The sequence below is a fragment of the Gramella jeungdoensis genome, assembly GCF_023805255.1.
In the GTDB taxonomy this organism is placed as follows: domain Bacteria; phylum Bacteroidota; class Bacteroidia; order Flavobacteriales; family Flavobacteriaceae; genus Christiangramia; species Christiangramia jeungdoensis.
In genome coordinates this window covers 173,484-188,218 of record NZ_JAMSCK010000002.1, presented here as the reverse complement: position 1 = coordinate 188,218, position 14,735 = coordinate 173,484, and the positions used below count along the sequence as shown (strand labels likewise).

Below are 14,735 nucleotides of genomic sequence, written 5' to 3'. Positions count from 1 at the left end.
CGCAATTATCATGAAAAGTTACTGCACACTTAAAGTTTTGATCGCAGCCCTTGTTGTAAGCTTCGGGATGAACATTAACCTTAACGCCCAATCGTATAATCTTAATAATAAATCTTCCAGCCTGGTAGTAGATGGAACTTCCAATATCCATGACTGGACCCTGGAAGCTGAAAGTACCAGCGGAACCATTTCAGTTGAACTGGATGAAGGAAAACTGGAAGAAATTAATGCTCTTCGCTTTACGGTAGAAGCTGAAGCTCTTAAGAGCGGAAAAAGCGGAATGGACAAAAACACTTATAAGGCGCTAAACACCGATAAACACAAAAAGATCACTTATCAGCTAAAGAGTGTAAAAGATATCTCTGCAGGATCTAACGGAAACTATAAAGTCAAAACCACCGGAAGCCTTGAGATAGCAGGTGTTAAAAAAGATATCGCATTAAATTTCAATTTATCAATAAACCCCAGCAATATCATATTAAAAGGAGAACATAACTTAAACATGACAGACTATGGCGTAGAACCCCCAACTGCAATGTTCGGTACTATCACTACCGGCGAAACCGTAACAATCAAATTTGAAACACACTTTAATAAATAAACTTCAATCTAAACATTTAACAAGATGAAAACTACTATCCAATATTTAAGTTTAGTGCTTATTGCACTGTTAGCGATGCCAGCAATGGCCCAAACGCAAAGAGATCTGGATAATTACCGTTATCCCGATCAAAGAGGAATTAACATGTTCGAAGCTCCTAAGGATACAACTACAACATTCGACGGATTACACGTAAGAGTTGGTGGAGCTTCTACCATCCAGTTCCAGGATCTTTCTCAAGAGAGCTCTTATTCAGATATTTCTGTTTATGACCTTGAAGGAAATTTCAACCTCGCGACTGCCAACCTTGATCTGGATGTGGCTCTTTACGATGGTGTAAGAATGCACTTGAGAACCTATCTCTCTTCTCAGCACCACACTGAATCTTATGTAAAAGGTGGATACATCCAGATAGACAAACTTGACTTCGTGAGCGAAGGTTTTGCAGAGGGTCTTATGGATCACTTAAGGATCAAGATAGGTCACATGGAAAACAACTATGGTGACGCTCACTTCAGAAGAACTGACAACGCGATGGCAACTTACAACCCATTTGTTGGAAACTACCTGATGGATAGCTTTACCACTGAAGTTGGTGCTGAAGTATACTATTTCGACGGTCCATGGTTAGGTATGCTTGGATTCACTAATGGTAAACTTAACCAGACTACAAAAGGAAATGGTGAAACCAAACCTTCACTACTTGCCAAATTTGGATATGACAACCAGGCCACTGAAGGACTTAGATTCAGATTAACAGGATCTCTATTCCACAGTGGAGAAAACTATGGAAGAGGAAATTACCTTTATCAAGGTGACCGTGCAGGATCACGCTACTACAATGTTATGACTGGACGCAATCCTGACGGAGATGAAATTGGTGATAAATTTAGAGCAGGACGAATTATCCCTTCTTTCAAAAATGAGGTAACATCTTTCATGATCAACCCATTTCTGAAGTATGGCGGACTTGAGTTCTTCGGAATCTACGAAACTTCAAGTGGCAAAGACAAAGGAGAGTCTTCAGACAGAAATTACACCCAACTTTCTGGAGAACTTATCTACAGATTCGGAGCAAATGAAGATCTTTATATAGGAACTCGTTATAATACCGTAAAAGGAGATCTTACAGATTCTAATGAAATTACAGTGAACAGATTCCAGCTTGGAGCAGGATGGTTCATGACCAAAAACATCCTGATGAAAGCTGAATATGTTAACCAAGACTATAACGACTACCCAGCCAGTGACCTCCACTACGAAGGTAACTTCAAAGGATTCACTCTGGAAGCTGCGATTAGTTTCTAAATATTAAAATCTGATTGATGATTTTCGGGCAGAGTTGAAATAAGATCCCCCAACTTATTTAGACTCCGCCCGAAATCTTATCAGGAAAAACTTAAATTCGTTACCATGAAAAATCTTTTAATGTGCATATGTGGTTTGCTTTTCTGCGCCAGCCTTATGGCACAGAAAGATTTTGAAAAGGAAACCATGAGAATACTTCCACAAAGTGAGCTGATAATAGCCGGAAGTACCAATGTAAATAAGTTTGACTGCCGATTTGATATAGGCCTGATCACCGACATCAGAACCATAAAATATTCCATCGAGGAAAGCTGCCTTAGATTCCCGGATCTTAACCTCAAATTAACCACGAATGGCTTTGATTGTGGCAACAAAAGGATGAATGAAGATTTTCAGGATCTTCTGAAATCTGATCAGTACCCTGAAATAAAGATCAATATTAATCAGGTGCAGCTCATTTCAAAGCAGTACGTTAAAGCCTTTATTACAGTAAGGCTCGCCGGTAAGGAAAACATCTACAACCTACCGGTTCAAATTGAGAATGACAGGTTTAAGGGAAAATTCAGAATGAATATTCGAGATTTCGGACTTGAACCACCAACAAAAGCTCTTGGACTTATCGAGGTAGATGAAGAGATCGAGGTTCAGTTCAATCTTTTGATCCAGAGATAAGATCACACCTTCCCGTTATTTTTCTTAAATTTTCTTGAGGTATTCAATTCCTTGAGCATCTAATTTTTAAAATATTCTTCATGAAAAACCTGAAAATAGTATCGGCACAGGAGGCTGTAAAAGAGGTTAAGTCCAATCAGAGAATCTTTATACAAGGTGCTGCCATGACTCCTAATATCCTCGTAGATGCTCTTTGCGAAAGATACAGTGAACTTAAAAACGTAGAACTTATCCAGATACATACCGAAGGAAAGGCTCTTTACACCGAACCACCATATAATGAATCTTTCTGGACGAATAGTTGCTTTGCGGGCTCAAATACGAGAAAGGCGGTGAATTCAAATTTCGGAGCGTATATCCCGATATTTTTAAGTGAGATCCATGTGCTTTTCAGACGGAATATTCTTCCGCTGGATTTTGCCTTTATCCAGGTGTCTCCTCCCGATAAACATGGCTATTGCTCTCTTGGTGTATCTGTAGATGTCGCATTACCGGCTATTCAGAATGCAAAAACAGTGATCGCGCAAATCAATCCCAATGTCCCTAGAACCCATGGCGACGGAATTATACATATAGACCAAATCCATTCAGTAATTGAAGTAGAAAATCCTATTCACTCCACACATCTTACAGAACCTACTAAAGTTGAGAAACTCATTGGGAAGCATATCGCTGAGTTAATTGAAGATGGCGCCACTTTACAGATGGGAATTGGCGGAATTCCAAATGTTGTCCTTAACAACCTTACCAACCACAAAAGACTCGGGGTACACACCGAAATGTTTTCAGACGGCGTGCTTCCCCTGATAGAAAAAGGAGTGATCACCGGAGAAGAGAAAAAGATCAAAACCGGAAAACTGGTAACCTGTTTTGCCATAGGTTCACCTAAACTATATGACTTTATTGATGATAACCCCCTGGTGCATTTCAAGGAAGCCGCCTATACCAACGATACCGCGATAATCAGGCAGAACCCTAAGGTAACAGCTATTAATTCAGCAATCGAAATTGACCTTACCGGACAGGTATGTGCAGACACCATTGGAAAATACCAGTATTCTGGTGTTGGCGGACAGATGGATTTTATAAGAGGTGCAGCCCTATCTGAAGGAGGAAAAGCCATCATTGCAATGCCGTCGGTTACTAATAAAGGAATTTCAAAGATCGTCCCATACCTTAAGGAAGGAGCAGGCGTAACCACAACCCGGGCCCATGTGCATTATATTGCCACAGAATATGGAGTTGTAGACCTGTTTGGAAAGAACCTCAAACAAAGAGCAAAAGCACTGATTTCGATCGCTCATCCGGATCATAGAGAAGAACTTTCAAAGCAGGCTTTTGAACGCCTCAATTCATAAACAAAATTTCCCGGAAAGCACACTAAACCTGAGATTGGTCATATTTTATAAAAACACCTGTAACTATTTTTACAGTGTAATTAAAGAACCAGTAGTTATGAAATTATACGCCAGATTATACCAGGATTTTGAAGAAATGTATCTGGGTTATGCAGCCCTGGCGATAATAGCATCCAGTTGCTGGGGATCTATAGCAGCAATGTTTATCCTTATGAATGGCCACGGAATATCGAATATGATCCAGCTGTTCCTGGTGGTTGCAGTATGTATGGGATTCAACGCATCTGTGATAGCCCAGTTAAAAACGAAAATTGTCTTTAATAGTTTGATAATTAGCCTAGCCGTAAGTACGATATTAATCGTAGTAAATTCAATTTAGCTGCACATATTTAAAATAAGATCAAAGCTAAATTTCCTGATTGCCTCTTCATAAATTCATTGCGGTGATTTTTTTGGAGAGGTGATCTTTTTTTTATCTACAAGTCAGCCCGAGCAGCCTGTCCGAAGCCTGCCGAGTGAGAGTCAGGACTATTTTGAATGCTGAATTTTGAATTCTGAATGCAGAATTGGCTAACTATCAACTACTAACTACTAACTAAAAAAGCCCAAACTTTTCAGTTTGGGCTTTTTGTTGGCCTACTAGGGCTCCCCGATATTTCGCTATCGCTCGAATCGGGATAAACTTCTCGCCCTTGAATAATTCACAATAAAAAAACCCGATCTTTTCAGATCGGGTTTTAGCACTTTGTTGGCCTACTAGGGCTCGAACCTAGACTCTTCTGGACCAAAACCAGACGTGTTGCCAGTTACACCATAGGCCAATGCTTAAATGCGGATGCAAATTTAAAACAAAGTTTATTTTACACAAACTTTTTCTAAGAATTTTACTCAAAAAATATGCCTTGAGACCGGCTTTTTTCCTGGCTGCTTCATTTTCAGCTTTTTCCAAAATAAACGCTTTTATCCTTCGTTTTGAAAGCATTCAGCATTTTATTATTAAATTCGCCACTTTAGTACAACTACACTACTATTTATGACTGATTTTAACTTTGGTAAGTGGAACAAAATTCTGGGATGGCTGGTTTTTGTTATCGCTTTGACCACATATACGCTTACGCTGGAACCAACGGCAAGTTTCTGGGATGCCGGTGAATATATTGCAACCTCTGCAAACCTTGAAGTGGGACACCCTCCCGGAGCCCCTTTCTACCAGATGATGGGTGCCTTTTTTGCCACCTTTGCTCCAGATAATGGATCTGTAGCCCTCATGATCAATTTTATGTCGGGTTTCGCCAGTGCCGTGGCCATCATGTTCATGTTCTGGTCTATCACTATCCTGGTACTGAAAGTTGCGGGGCCGGTCAAGGAACTCAGCCCTTCAAGAAAAATGGCCATACTTGGGAGTTCCCTTGTGGGCTCTCTTGCCTTCACTTTTACCGATAGTTTCTGGTTCAATGCTGTTGAAGCTGAAGTTTATGCAATGGCCGCCTGCTTTATGTCGGTTATGTTCTATCTTGGACTATTATGGGAAAGAGATATGTTCACACCAAGAGGAAACCGGTGGATCATCTTAATATCCCTTGTTATAGGCCTGTCATTTGGAGTTCACTTTATGGGACTTCTTACACTGCCGGCAATAGGCTTCCTTTATTTTTTCAAGAATTATAAGGAGGTAACGGTTAAGAATTTCATTATCGCAAATATTGTAGTGGTTGCGGTACTTATGTTCATTTTCAAACTTCTGTTACCCTATACTCTTACTTTCTTCTCAGCTTCAGAATTGTTCTTCACCAATAGCCTGGGCCTTCCGTTTAATACCGGAACGATAGTAGCATTACTGGTGATCGTAGGAGTTTTCTATTTCGGTATTAACTATACCCGAAAAAAGAATCTTTATAAATACAACACGTTGCTTCTTTGTATTCTTTTCGTTCTTATAGGATTTTCCAGCTGGGTAATGCTTCCAATTAGAAGTAACGCCCCTACGGTGATCAATGAAAATAGTCCCGATAATGCCAGGGAATTGCTGGCTTACTATAACCGTGAACAATATGGAGAAACCCACCTCTTCTATGGCCCGCAATGGTCTGAAATGTATTCGGGGCTGGATGCTGAAAATCCTTACGAGGATGCGAAACCTAAATATGAAAAGGATGAAGAACTTGGCAAATATGTGATCGTTAACGATTACAAGAATGCCAAACAGAACCTGGACGATGACCACAAAGCGATTCTTCCCAGGATGTGGAGTACAGAACATGCCGTGAACTATATGGAATTTACCGGTCCACTCGACTTTAAGGTCAAACCGGAATACCAGGGTGAAGAAAGATTGATCTCTGCTGTAAATGAATTCAAGAACCAGTATTCACGGGGAGAAAGGGATATGGAAGATTACCATAAGTTCCTTAGTCAGTTTAGCGATTATCTTGACGTTCAAAAACCCACATTTGCTGAAAATATAGCTTATTTACTGGAGTACCAGATTGGTTACATGTACTGGCGTTACTTTATGTGGAACTTTACCGGTCGCCAGGATGATATCCAGGGAAAATATAATGACCTCCATGGCAACTGGCTGAGCGGAATAAAATTCATTGATGAATGGCATATCGGTTCCCAGGAAGACCTGCCTTCAGACGTTAAAAACAATAAAGCCAGGAATACCTATTATTTCCTTCCACTGATCCTTGGACTCATAGGTTTTGTATTTCAGCTAAAACGTGATAAAAAGAACTTCTGGGTACTCATGGTATTTTTCCTTTTTACCGGTATAGCCCTGAAAATATATCTTAATGAAAGACCCTTCGAACCAAGGGAAAGGGATTACGCCCTGGTTGGTTCATTTTATGTTTTCGCCATCTGGATAGGCTTTGGAGTCTATGCCCTATTTGACAAACTCAAAAGATCAATCAGCCCAAAAATAGTGGCCCCTGCAGTGATAGTGGTAAGCTTACTTTGCGTTCCTGGACTGCTGGCATCAGAGAACTGGGACGATCACGATCGTTCAGGCAGGGATACCGCATTCACCATGGCGAAAATGTATCTCGACTCGGTTGATGAAAATGGAATATTATTTACCATTGGTGACAACGATACCTTTGCGCTCTGGTATGTTCAACAGGTTGAAAAATACAGAACAGATGTGCGTATTGTGAACACCAGCCTCCTCGCCACCGACTGGTATATTGACCAGATGAAGAGAAAAGCTTTTGAAAGCGATCCTGTTCCTTCCCAGCTGGAAAATGATTTCTATAACGGGAAGAACGATGCTATATTCTTAAGGGAAGTAACTCAGGACACAGTGCCAATCGGTACATGGATGAATTACATTGAAAATGAAGATCCACGTACAAAAGCGGAGCTTCAAAGCGGATCCATGATCAATACATTCCCTTCAAGATATGTGAGAATACCAGTAGACAAGCAAACCGTTCTTGAAAATGGAATTGTAGATGAATCTGAAGCCGATCAGATCGTTGATCATATAGACATCACGATAGACAGCCAAATCCTTTACAAGAACCGATTATTGATGCTGGATATCCTGGCTAACAATAACTGGGAAAGACCAATTTATTTTACAGGAGGAAGCTTTGGAGATGATGATTACCTTTGGATGAAGGATTACCTTCAGCTTGAAGGAGTGACCTATAAACTGGTTCCTATAAGAACCCCACTAGATCCAAGAAATCCTTTCGATATGGGAAGGGTGAATACTGAAAAGATGTACAACATCGTCAAGAACTGGGACTGGGGTAATATGGGCTCATCGGATATTTACCATGACCCTGAAACTAGGAAGAACAGTATCACGTATCGAAGTAACCTTGCAAGACTAACTGAAAACCTCCTGAATGAAGGAGACACTATTCATGCGGAAGAGGTACTGGATCTGGGCATGGAGCATATGCCGGTTGAATATTACGACTATTACACGCTTCTTGAACCCTTTATCAGTGGGTATTACGAAGTGAACAGGCCTGAAAAAGCCAGAAAGCTGTGGGAGAAAGTTGCAGAAAAATATCAGGAGAACCTTACTTTTTACAGTAACTGGGATGTGGACCGCCAATATATGTATGCCGATGAGATCATAACCGATATGGAACGTTACCGCGGTCTTGTTGATCTGCTGTCAGTCTATGAAGACAGGGACACAGTACGAGAGAAAGCCGAGGAATTCAACAGCTACTTAAGGTTATTCAAACACTTCTACAGGGAAGATGAAGAACTCGATACTGAAGTACAGTCTCCCCAGCAGGAAGTCCTGGATGAAGGGGAAGGGATAGATGGTGCCTCGCCGGCGCCAAGCAATATCGATTCCATGGCTTTGGATTCAGTTGAGGATTAAAGGAAAACAGATCATATGAACTAAGCAAAGAGATCTTTATAAAACACTAGAGATTCCTTCGCCTTCGGCTCGGAATGACTAATATCAACATTAAGCCGTCATGAAATTCTTCTGGCCAAAATATCCGGCATTGCTGAAATTGCTCTATCCTGAAAGGATTACCAGAATTGACACACCCGGCTCTATTTACCTCACTTTCGACGATGGGCCGGTTCCTGAAGTTACCCCGTGGGTGCTTGATAAGCTTCAGGAATTTCATGCAAAAGCCACTTTTTTTTGTATTGGAGAAAATGTCGAAAAACATCCGGATATTTTTAAAAGGATCCTCCAGGAAGGACATGCTGTGGGGAATCATACCCATAATCATCTTAACGGGTGGAAAACTTCCACATCAGATTACCTGGAAAATATAGAGATTGCAGAAAAGATATTTTCAGCTCAATTGCATAATAATTCAGGTGTAATAAAAGAAAAGAGAAAAGAGAATATAGAACGAAAGACCACCCCCCTTTTTAGACCCCCATATGGAAAAATTAAAAACTCACAGGCCAGAAAACTAAGTAAAGCTGGTTACAGGATAATAATGTGGGATGTAATAAGCGGGGATTACGAAAAGGAATTTTCTCCAGAAAAATGCTACAGGAATATTATTGAAAATGCAGGAGACGGAAGCACGATTGTACTTCACGACAGCAAAAAGGCTTTTGGTAATCTTGAGGTTGTTCTACCCAGATTATTAAATAATTATAAAGAAAAAGGATTTGAATTCAGGAGCCTTAAAGATATTCCTTCAGCAGGCCAATGAGAGTATTAGCGTCCTGCTCACCGCTGTGCCGCCATTTCATCTCTCCAGATTTGTAGATCATTAGTGTAGGAAGCCCTTTTACCCTTAATGCCTCGGCTAATTGCGAATTTTTATCCACATCTATCTTAATCACCTTAGCCTTGTCTCCCATCGCTGCAGCGACATCTCTTAAAACCGGATGCATGGCAACGGAAGCCTCATTCCATTCGGTATAGAAATCCAACAAAACAGGGACTTTCAAATCTACTAATTCACCAAATTTTGACATAATTCAGGATTTAATTTCAGCCAGTGGCAGCCACAATAATGCCAGCTTAAATCAAATATAGCAAATTCTTCTAATTAAGCGGGTTTCGAGCCTTTTTTCAGTTCAATTACACTAATTTCAGGCCATATACCAACCCGGCCAGGATAAGCCAGAAATCCGAATCCACGGTTCACGTTGATATAACGCCCGGCTTCTTCATATATACCTGCCCAATGTTTATAACGATACTGCACAGGACTCCACCTGAACCAGCCCGGTATTTCGATTCCAAACTGCATTCCGTGAGTATGTCCGCTCAGCGTTAAATGATAGTGTTTTTCATGGGTTTTTACTTCCTGTTCCCAGTGTGAAGGATCATGACTTAGTAAAATCTTGAAATCACCTTCATCTACTCCCTCTTCTGCCTTTCTAAGGTCACCGGCTTTTTTGAATCCACCAGCACCCCAGTTCTCCACTCCTACCAAAGCTATCCTTTCACCATTTTTTTCAATGAACCGGTTCTCGTTTAGCATAAGATCCCATCCCATTTCAGAATGAGTTTGCTTCAGCCTTTCAAGATTCTGCTTTTTTGCCTCTGCGCTTTCCCAGTTATGGTAATCTCCATAATCGTGGTTCCCAAGGATCGAATAAACTCCATCACGTGCATTTACACGGGAAAACAGATCCTTCCAATCTTCCATTTCAGACGCCATATTATTCACCAGATCACCGGTAAAAACCACAAGGTCGCTATCCTGTTCTTTCAGAAGTTCTACCCCGTACTCTATCTTGTTCTTATTATCGAAGCTTCCGCAATGGATATCACTTATCTGGCTTATCCTGTATCCATCGAATGCATCGGGAAGATCTTCAAAATACAGCGTGTACTTCAGCACCCTGAAATCATACCTGCCTTTATACATCCCGTACAACAAGGAAGCAAAGGGAATTGCAGCAAGCCCCAGAGCAATGGTGCTCAGGAACTTTCTTCTTGAGGGGATAGAAAGATTTTCAGAATCGCCGAATAGTCTCTGGACCACAGCAACAGGAACCCTTACAACATCCTCTCCCAGCATGATTAAAGCCAGTACTATTTTTGCAACAACAAAGGCTAAAAAGATCCCGATCGCATAACCGCGACTACCGGAAAATGTACCTCCCGGGTTTGGCTGGTTGAATTGAAATATGAGGTTTCCTATTACTATAGCCGAAACAAGAAAATAGATTACACCTATCCAGATATTCTTCGAAAAACTGCGTACTACCTGGTACCCGTATAAATCAACCCCAAAGTAAAAGACCAGTAAGATAATCCAACGCATTAGCAATATTTTTTCACGAATATAAGTTTAATACACCCCATTATATACGCCTTAACGATAATTTAATCTGATAGGTTTTCAAACAATTTTGATAGTGTATAAAGATTTGGTCTTTCATTTTCCAAAATCCTATCTTTAAGAAATTTTTTTCCAGAAATGAAACGAAGAAACTTCCTCAAGAATGCCGGAATGGCCGGAATGGCACTAAGTACGGCCCCATCTGTCTTTTCCCAGTCTGCATTAAACGATATAAAAATGGCAAAGCCCTCCCCAATTGCTGTCGCGACCTGGAACTTCCAAAACGCGACAAAGATGGCCGGAAGCATGCTGTATGAAGGCGCAAGTGCACTGGATGCCGTTGAAAAAGGGGTGATGGTTGAAGAAGGAAACCTAAAGAACACCACGGTTGGAAACGGAGGCGCACCCGATCGCGATGGGAATGTCACCCTGGATGCCTGTATCATGTCTCCTGATGGCAACGCCGGATCTGTAGTATACCTAAAAGAAATTGAACATCCGGTCTCAGTGGCTCGCAAGGTCATGGAAGAAACTCCTCATGTGATGCTCGCCGGGGAAGGCGCCCTTCAATTTGCGATTCAGCAGGGATTCAAAAGAAAGAACCTGCTTACCGAAAACTCTGAAAAAGCCTGGAAAGAATGGCTTAAAGAAAAAGAATACAGGCCTATTATTAATATTGAAAACCACGACACCATTGGGATGCTGTGTATCGATGAGAAAGGTGATATTGCCGGAGCCTGCACCACTTCAGGCCTGGCTTATAAAATGAACGGCAGGGTTGGTGACTCCCCAATAATCGGTGCTGGATTGTATCTGGACAATGAAGTTGGTGGAGCCGTAGCCACTGGAATGGGCGAAGCTGTGATGAAAAGCGTGGGAAGTTTTTTGATCGTGGAGCTTATGAGGCAGGGAAATTCGCCCCAGGAAGCCTGCGAAGAAGCAATTAACCGAATTGTAAAACAGAATAAAAATCATAAGGAATTCCAGGTTGCATTTGTTGCGCTGAACAAGGCTGGAGAAATTGGCTCCTATTGTATTCATAAAGGATTTACTTATGCTAAATATCAAGAAGGAGAAAGCTCAAATAACACCAGCCCTTCTTATATGATTGAGTAACTTTTCCACCACCAGGATTTCAGTCTTAATTAATTCGATTAACAAGGAAGAGTGATTTTATCTTTGTAGTTTTGAAATATTCTCAAATTCATTTTTAAACAATACACATGGCCGAGCAAAAACGCCTTTTTTTACTTGACGCATACGCCCTTATTTTTCGTGGATATTACGCTTTTATAAAGAACCCAAGGATCAACTCTAAAGGTTTCAACACCTCGGCGATCATGGGTTTCACTAATTCGCTATTTGATGTAATTCGAAGGGAAAAACCAGATCACCTGGCCGTATGTTTTGATAAGGATGGAAGTGAGGCCAGGACCGAAATGTTCGAAGATTACAAGGCTCATAGGGATGAAACTCCGGAACCCATACGTGATGCCATTCCTATTATCCAGGACATTTTAAGAGCCATGCACATACCGGTTGTGGAATGCTCCGGAATGGAGGCCGATGACATTATAGGAACCCTTGCCAAACAGGCAGAAAAAGAAGGCTACAAGGTTTATATGGTGACTCCTGACAAGGATTTCGCCCAGTTGGTTTCCGATAATATCTTTATGTACAGGCCGGCAAGAATGGGGAATGGAATAGAGATATGGGGAATCCCGGAAGTTCAGAAGAAATTTGAAGTGGAACGGCCGGAGCAGGTTGTTGATTTTCTCGGAATGATGGGAGACTCGGCAGATAATATTCCAGGTTTGCCGGGAGTTGGAGAAAAAACTGCAAAGAAATTCATCAAGCAGTTTGGCAGCATGGAAGGCCTCCTGGAAAACACCGATCAGCTTAAAGGCAAGATGAAGGAGAAGGTGATAGAGAATGCGGAACTAGGTAGGCTTTCAAAAAAATTAGCGAGAATCTTTACCGACTGTGATGTTCAGTTCCATGCTGAAGACTACGAGCTTTCCATGCCAGATGCTGAGAAGGTTCAGAACATCTTTGACGAACTGGAATTCAGAAGGCTGAAGGATCAGTTCATTAAATTGTTCAGCGGCGAAGAAGACACACCTCAAACGCAGGTGACCAATTCACCTTCAGCAAAGAAGAATGCCCAGGTAGCTGGCGCCGGCCAGTTCTCTTTATTTGGAGACGAGGGTGAAGCCATAGAACGCACTTCTTCGAGAAAAAGCCTGAAGGATACGGCCCATATGTATCAGTCACTGAACACTAATATGGCCTGTGAGATCTTTTTGGAGAAATTGCTAAAACAAAAAAGTGTTTGTTTTGATACCGAAACCACAAGCCTCAATCCCCTGGAAGCTGAATTAGTCGGGATCGCTTTTTCATGGGAAGCCGGAAAAGGATTTTATCTTCCATTTCCCGAGGAAAGAGAAAAGGCTCAGGACCTTATAGAAGAATTACGTGAATTCTTTGAAAATGATAAAATTGAAAAGATAGGTCAGAACCTCAAATATGATATTGAGGTGCTACACAAATACAGGGTGGAGATCAAAGGCCCGTTATTTGACACCATGATTGCCCACTATCTTATAAATCCGGACATGCGTCATAATATGGATGTGCTGGCCGAGACCTATCTCAATTATACTCCGCAACCTATTTCAGAATTAATCGGTAAAAAAGGTAAGAACCAGGGAAATATGCGGGACGTTCCCCTTGCCAAACAAACTGAGTACGCGGCAGAAGATGCCGATATCACCTTTCAGCTGAAGAACTTTTTTGAAAAAGAGCTGGAGGAGGCTCGAACCCGCAAGTTATTCGATGAGATAGAAATTCCGTTAGTTGAAGTGCTTGCCGATATGGAAATCGAGGGAATAAAGCTCGATGAAGAATATTTAAAATCTCTTTCCGAAGCTCTTTCCACAGATATTAAAGAGCTTGAAGCCAAGATCTATGAAGCTGCAGGTGAAGAATTCCTGATAAGCTCTCCTAAGCAGCTTGGAGTAATACTCTTCGAAAAGATGGCTATCGCGAAAAAGCCGAAGAAGACGAAGACCGGGCAATATTCTACCAGCGAGGACGTGCTTTCGGCACACGCCAAGGATAATCCTATTATTCAGAACGTATTGGACTACCGCGGACTTGTAAAACTTCAGAACACTTATGTAGATGCCCTTCCCGGCCAGGTTGAAAAGACTACCGGCAGAGTGCATACAGATTATGTACAGACTATTGCTGCAACAGGAAGATTAAGCTCAAACAATCCAAACCTTCAGAATATTCCTATTCGAACAGAACGTGGAAGACAGGTTAGAAAAGCTTTTGTTCCAAGAGATGAGAATTATGTGTTGCTTGCAGCAGATTATTCCCAGATAGAATTAAGGATCATTGCTGCATTGAGCAAGGAAGAAAATATGATCAGAGCCTTCCAGGAAGGTGAAGATATTCATGCTTCAACAGCCGCAAAAGTATTCAATGTACCCATCGAAGAGGTCACAAGAGAGCAACGAAGTAATGCAAAAACCGTCAATTTTGGTATAATTTACGGAGTGTCTGCTTTCGGATTGAGTAACCAGACAAGCCTTTCAAGAAGTGAGGCAAAAGAACTGATAGACACTTATTACAAGACCTATCCAAAACTGAGCAATTTTATTGGTGATCAGGTGGAATTTGCAAGGGAACATGGCTACGTTTCCACCGTACTCGGGCGAAGAAGATATCTGAAAGACATCAATTCAAGAAATGCCGTGGTGAGAGGAGCTGCAGAAAGGAACGCGGTGAATGCACCTATCCAGGGAAGCGCGGCCGACATCATTAAACTAGCAATGATCAATATTCACAAGAAGCTCAAGGAAGAGAATTACAAGACCAAAATGCTGCTCCAGGTGCATGATGAACTTGTGTTCGATGCCCATAAAGACGAACTGGATAAGGTTAAGTCCATGATCAAATCTGAAATGGAAAATGCCTATAAACTGGAAGTTCCTTTAGATGTAGATCTTGGCCTTGGTGAAAACTGGCTGGAAGCGCATTAAAATT

Annotated in this window: 11 protein-coding genes and 1 tRNA gene; 9 read left to right on the top strand and 3 right to left on the bottom strand. The window is 41.4% G+C overall.

Annotated features, from left to right (window positions below; translation table 11 throughout):
• Window positions 1-10 precede the first annotated feature (10 nt).
• From NE848_RS05105 to NE848_RS05085, 5 genes are all read left to right on the top strand, one after another.
• Window positions 11-601 (top strand): YceI family protein, encoded by a 591-nt coding sequence (locus tag NE848_RS05105; RefSeq protein WP_252111145.1) that lies wholly within the window; start codon window positions 11-13, stop codon window positions 599-601.
• A gap of 24 nt (window positions 602-625) precedes the next feature.
• Complete coding sequence (locus NE848_RS05100; RefSeq protein ID WP_252111144.1) at window positions 626-1,909, top strand: hypothetical protein; 1,284 nt, start codon at window positions 626-628, stop codon at window positions 1,907-1,909.
• Between the two features lie 105 nt (window positions 1,910-2,014).
• Window positions 2,015-2,581 (top strand): YceI family protein, encoded by a 567-nt coding sequence (locus NE848_RS05095; protein ID WP_252111143.1) that lies wholly within the window; start codon window positions 2,015-2,017, stop codon window positions 2,579-2,581.
• 80 nt (window positions 2,582-2,661) lie between these two features.
• Window positions 2,662-3,939: an acetyl-CoA hydrolase/transferase family protein gene (locus NE848_RS05090; protein WP_252111142.1), complete on the top strand. Its 1,278-nt coding sequence runs from the start codon at window positions 2,662-2,664 to the stop codon at window positions 3,937-3,939.
• Window positions 3,940-4,036: 97 nt separating this feature from the next.
• Window positions 4,037-4,318 carry a hypothetical protein gene (locus tag NE848_RS05085; protein WP_252111141.1) on the top strand — a complete coding sequence of 94 codons (282 nt, stop codon included), beginning with the start codon at window positions 4,037-4,039 and terminating at the stop codon, window positions 4,316-4,318.
• 369 nt (window positions 4,319-4,687) lie between these two features.
• Here NE848_RS05085 and NE848_RS05080 read toward each other — a convergent pair.
• A tRNA-Gln gene (locus tag NE848_RS05080) sits at window positions 4,688-4,760 on the bottom strand.
• 212 nt (window positions 4,761-4,972) lie between these two features.
• Between NE848_RS05080 and NE848_RS05075 the strand changes: the two genes are divergently transcribed.
• Together NE848_RS05075 and NE848_RS05070 are read left to right on the top strand one after the other, a co-directional pair.
• Window positions 4,973-8,290 carry a DUF2723 domain-containing protein gene (locus NE848_RS05075; protein ID WP_252111140.1) on the top strand — a complete coding sequence of 1,106 codons (3,318 nt, stop codon included), beginning with the start codon at window positions 4,973-4,975 and terminating at the stop codon, window positions 8,288-8,290.
• 100 nt (window positions 8,291-8,390) lie between these two features.
• Window positions 8,391-9,095, top strand: coding sequence for a polysaccharide deacetylase family protein (locus NE848_RS05070; protein WP_252111139.1), 705 nt, complete (start codon window positions 8,391-8,393; stop codon window positions 9,093-9,095).
• On the opposite strand, the gene NE848_RS05065 is transcribed toward NE848_RS05070, so the two are convergent.
• On the bottom strand, window positions 9,067-9,363 hold the full coding sequence (locus tag NE848_RS05065) for a thioredoxin family protein (protein ID WP_252111138.1): 297 nt from the start codon (window positions 9,361-9,363) through the stop codon (window positions 9,067-9,069). The two genes, NE848_RS05070 and NE848_RS05065, sit on opposite strands and share 29 nt — an antisense overlap.
• A gap of 74 nt (window positions 9,364-9,437) precedes the next feature.
• Entirely contained in the window at window positions 9,438-10,664 is a 1,227-nt protein-coding gene (locus tag NE848_RS05060) for a metallophosphoesterase (protein WP_252111137.1), read from the bottom strand.
• A gap of 156 nt (window positions 10,665-10,820) precedes the next feature.
• Here NE848_RS05060 and NE848_RS05055 point away from each other — a divergent pair, with 156 nt between their 5' ends.
• Both NE848_RS05055 and polA read left to right on the top strand, forming a co-directional pair.
• The gene (locus NE848_RS05055) at window positions 10,821-11,798 is read left to right on the top strand and encodes a glycosylasparaginase (RefSeq protein ID WP_252111136.1); all 978 of its coding nucleotides are present in this window, start codon (window positions 10,821-10,823) and stop codon (window positions 11,796-11,798) included.
• 107 nt (window positions 11,799-11,905) lie between these two features.
• On the top strand, window positions 11,906-14,731 hold the full coding sequence (gene polA / locus NE848_RS05050) for a DNA polymerase I (RefSeq protein WP_252111135.1): 2,826 nt from the start codon (window positions 11,906-11,908) through the stop codon (window positions 14,729-14,731).
• Window positions 14,732-14,735: the final 4 nt, after the last annotated feature.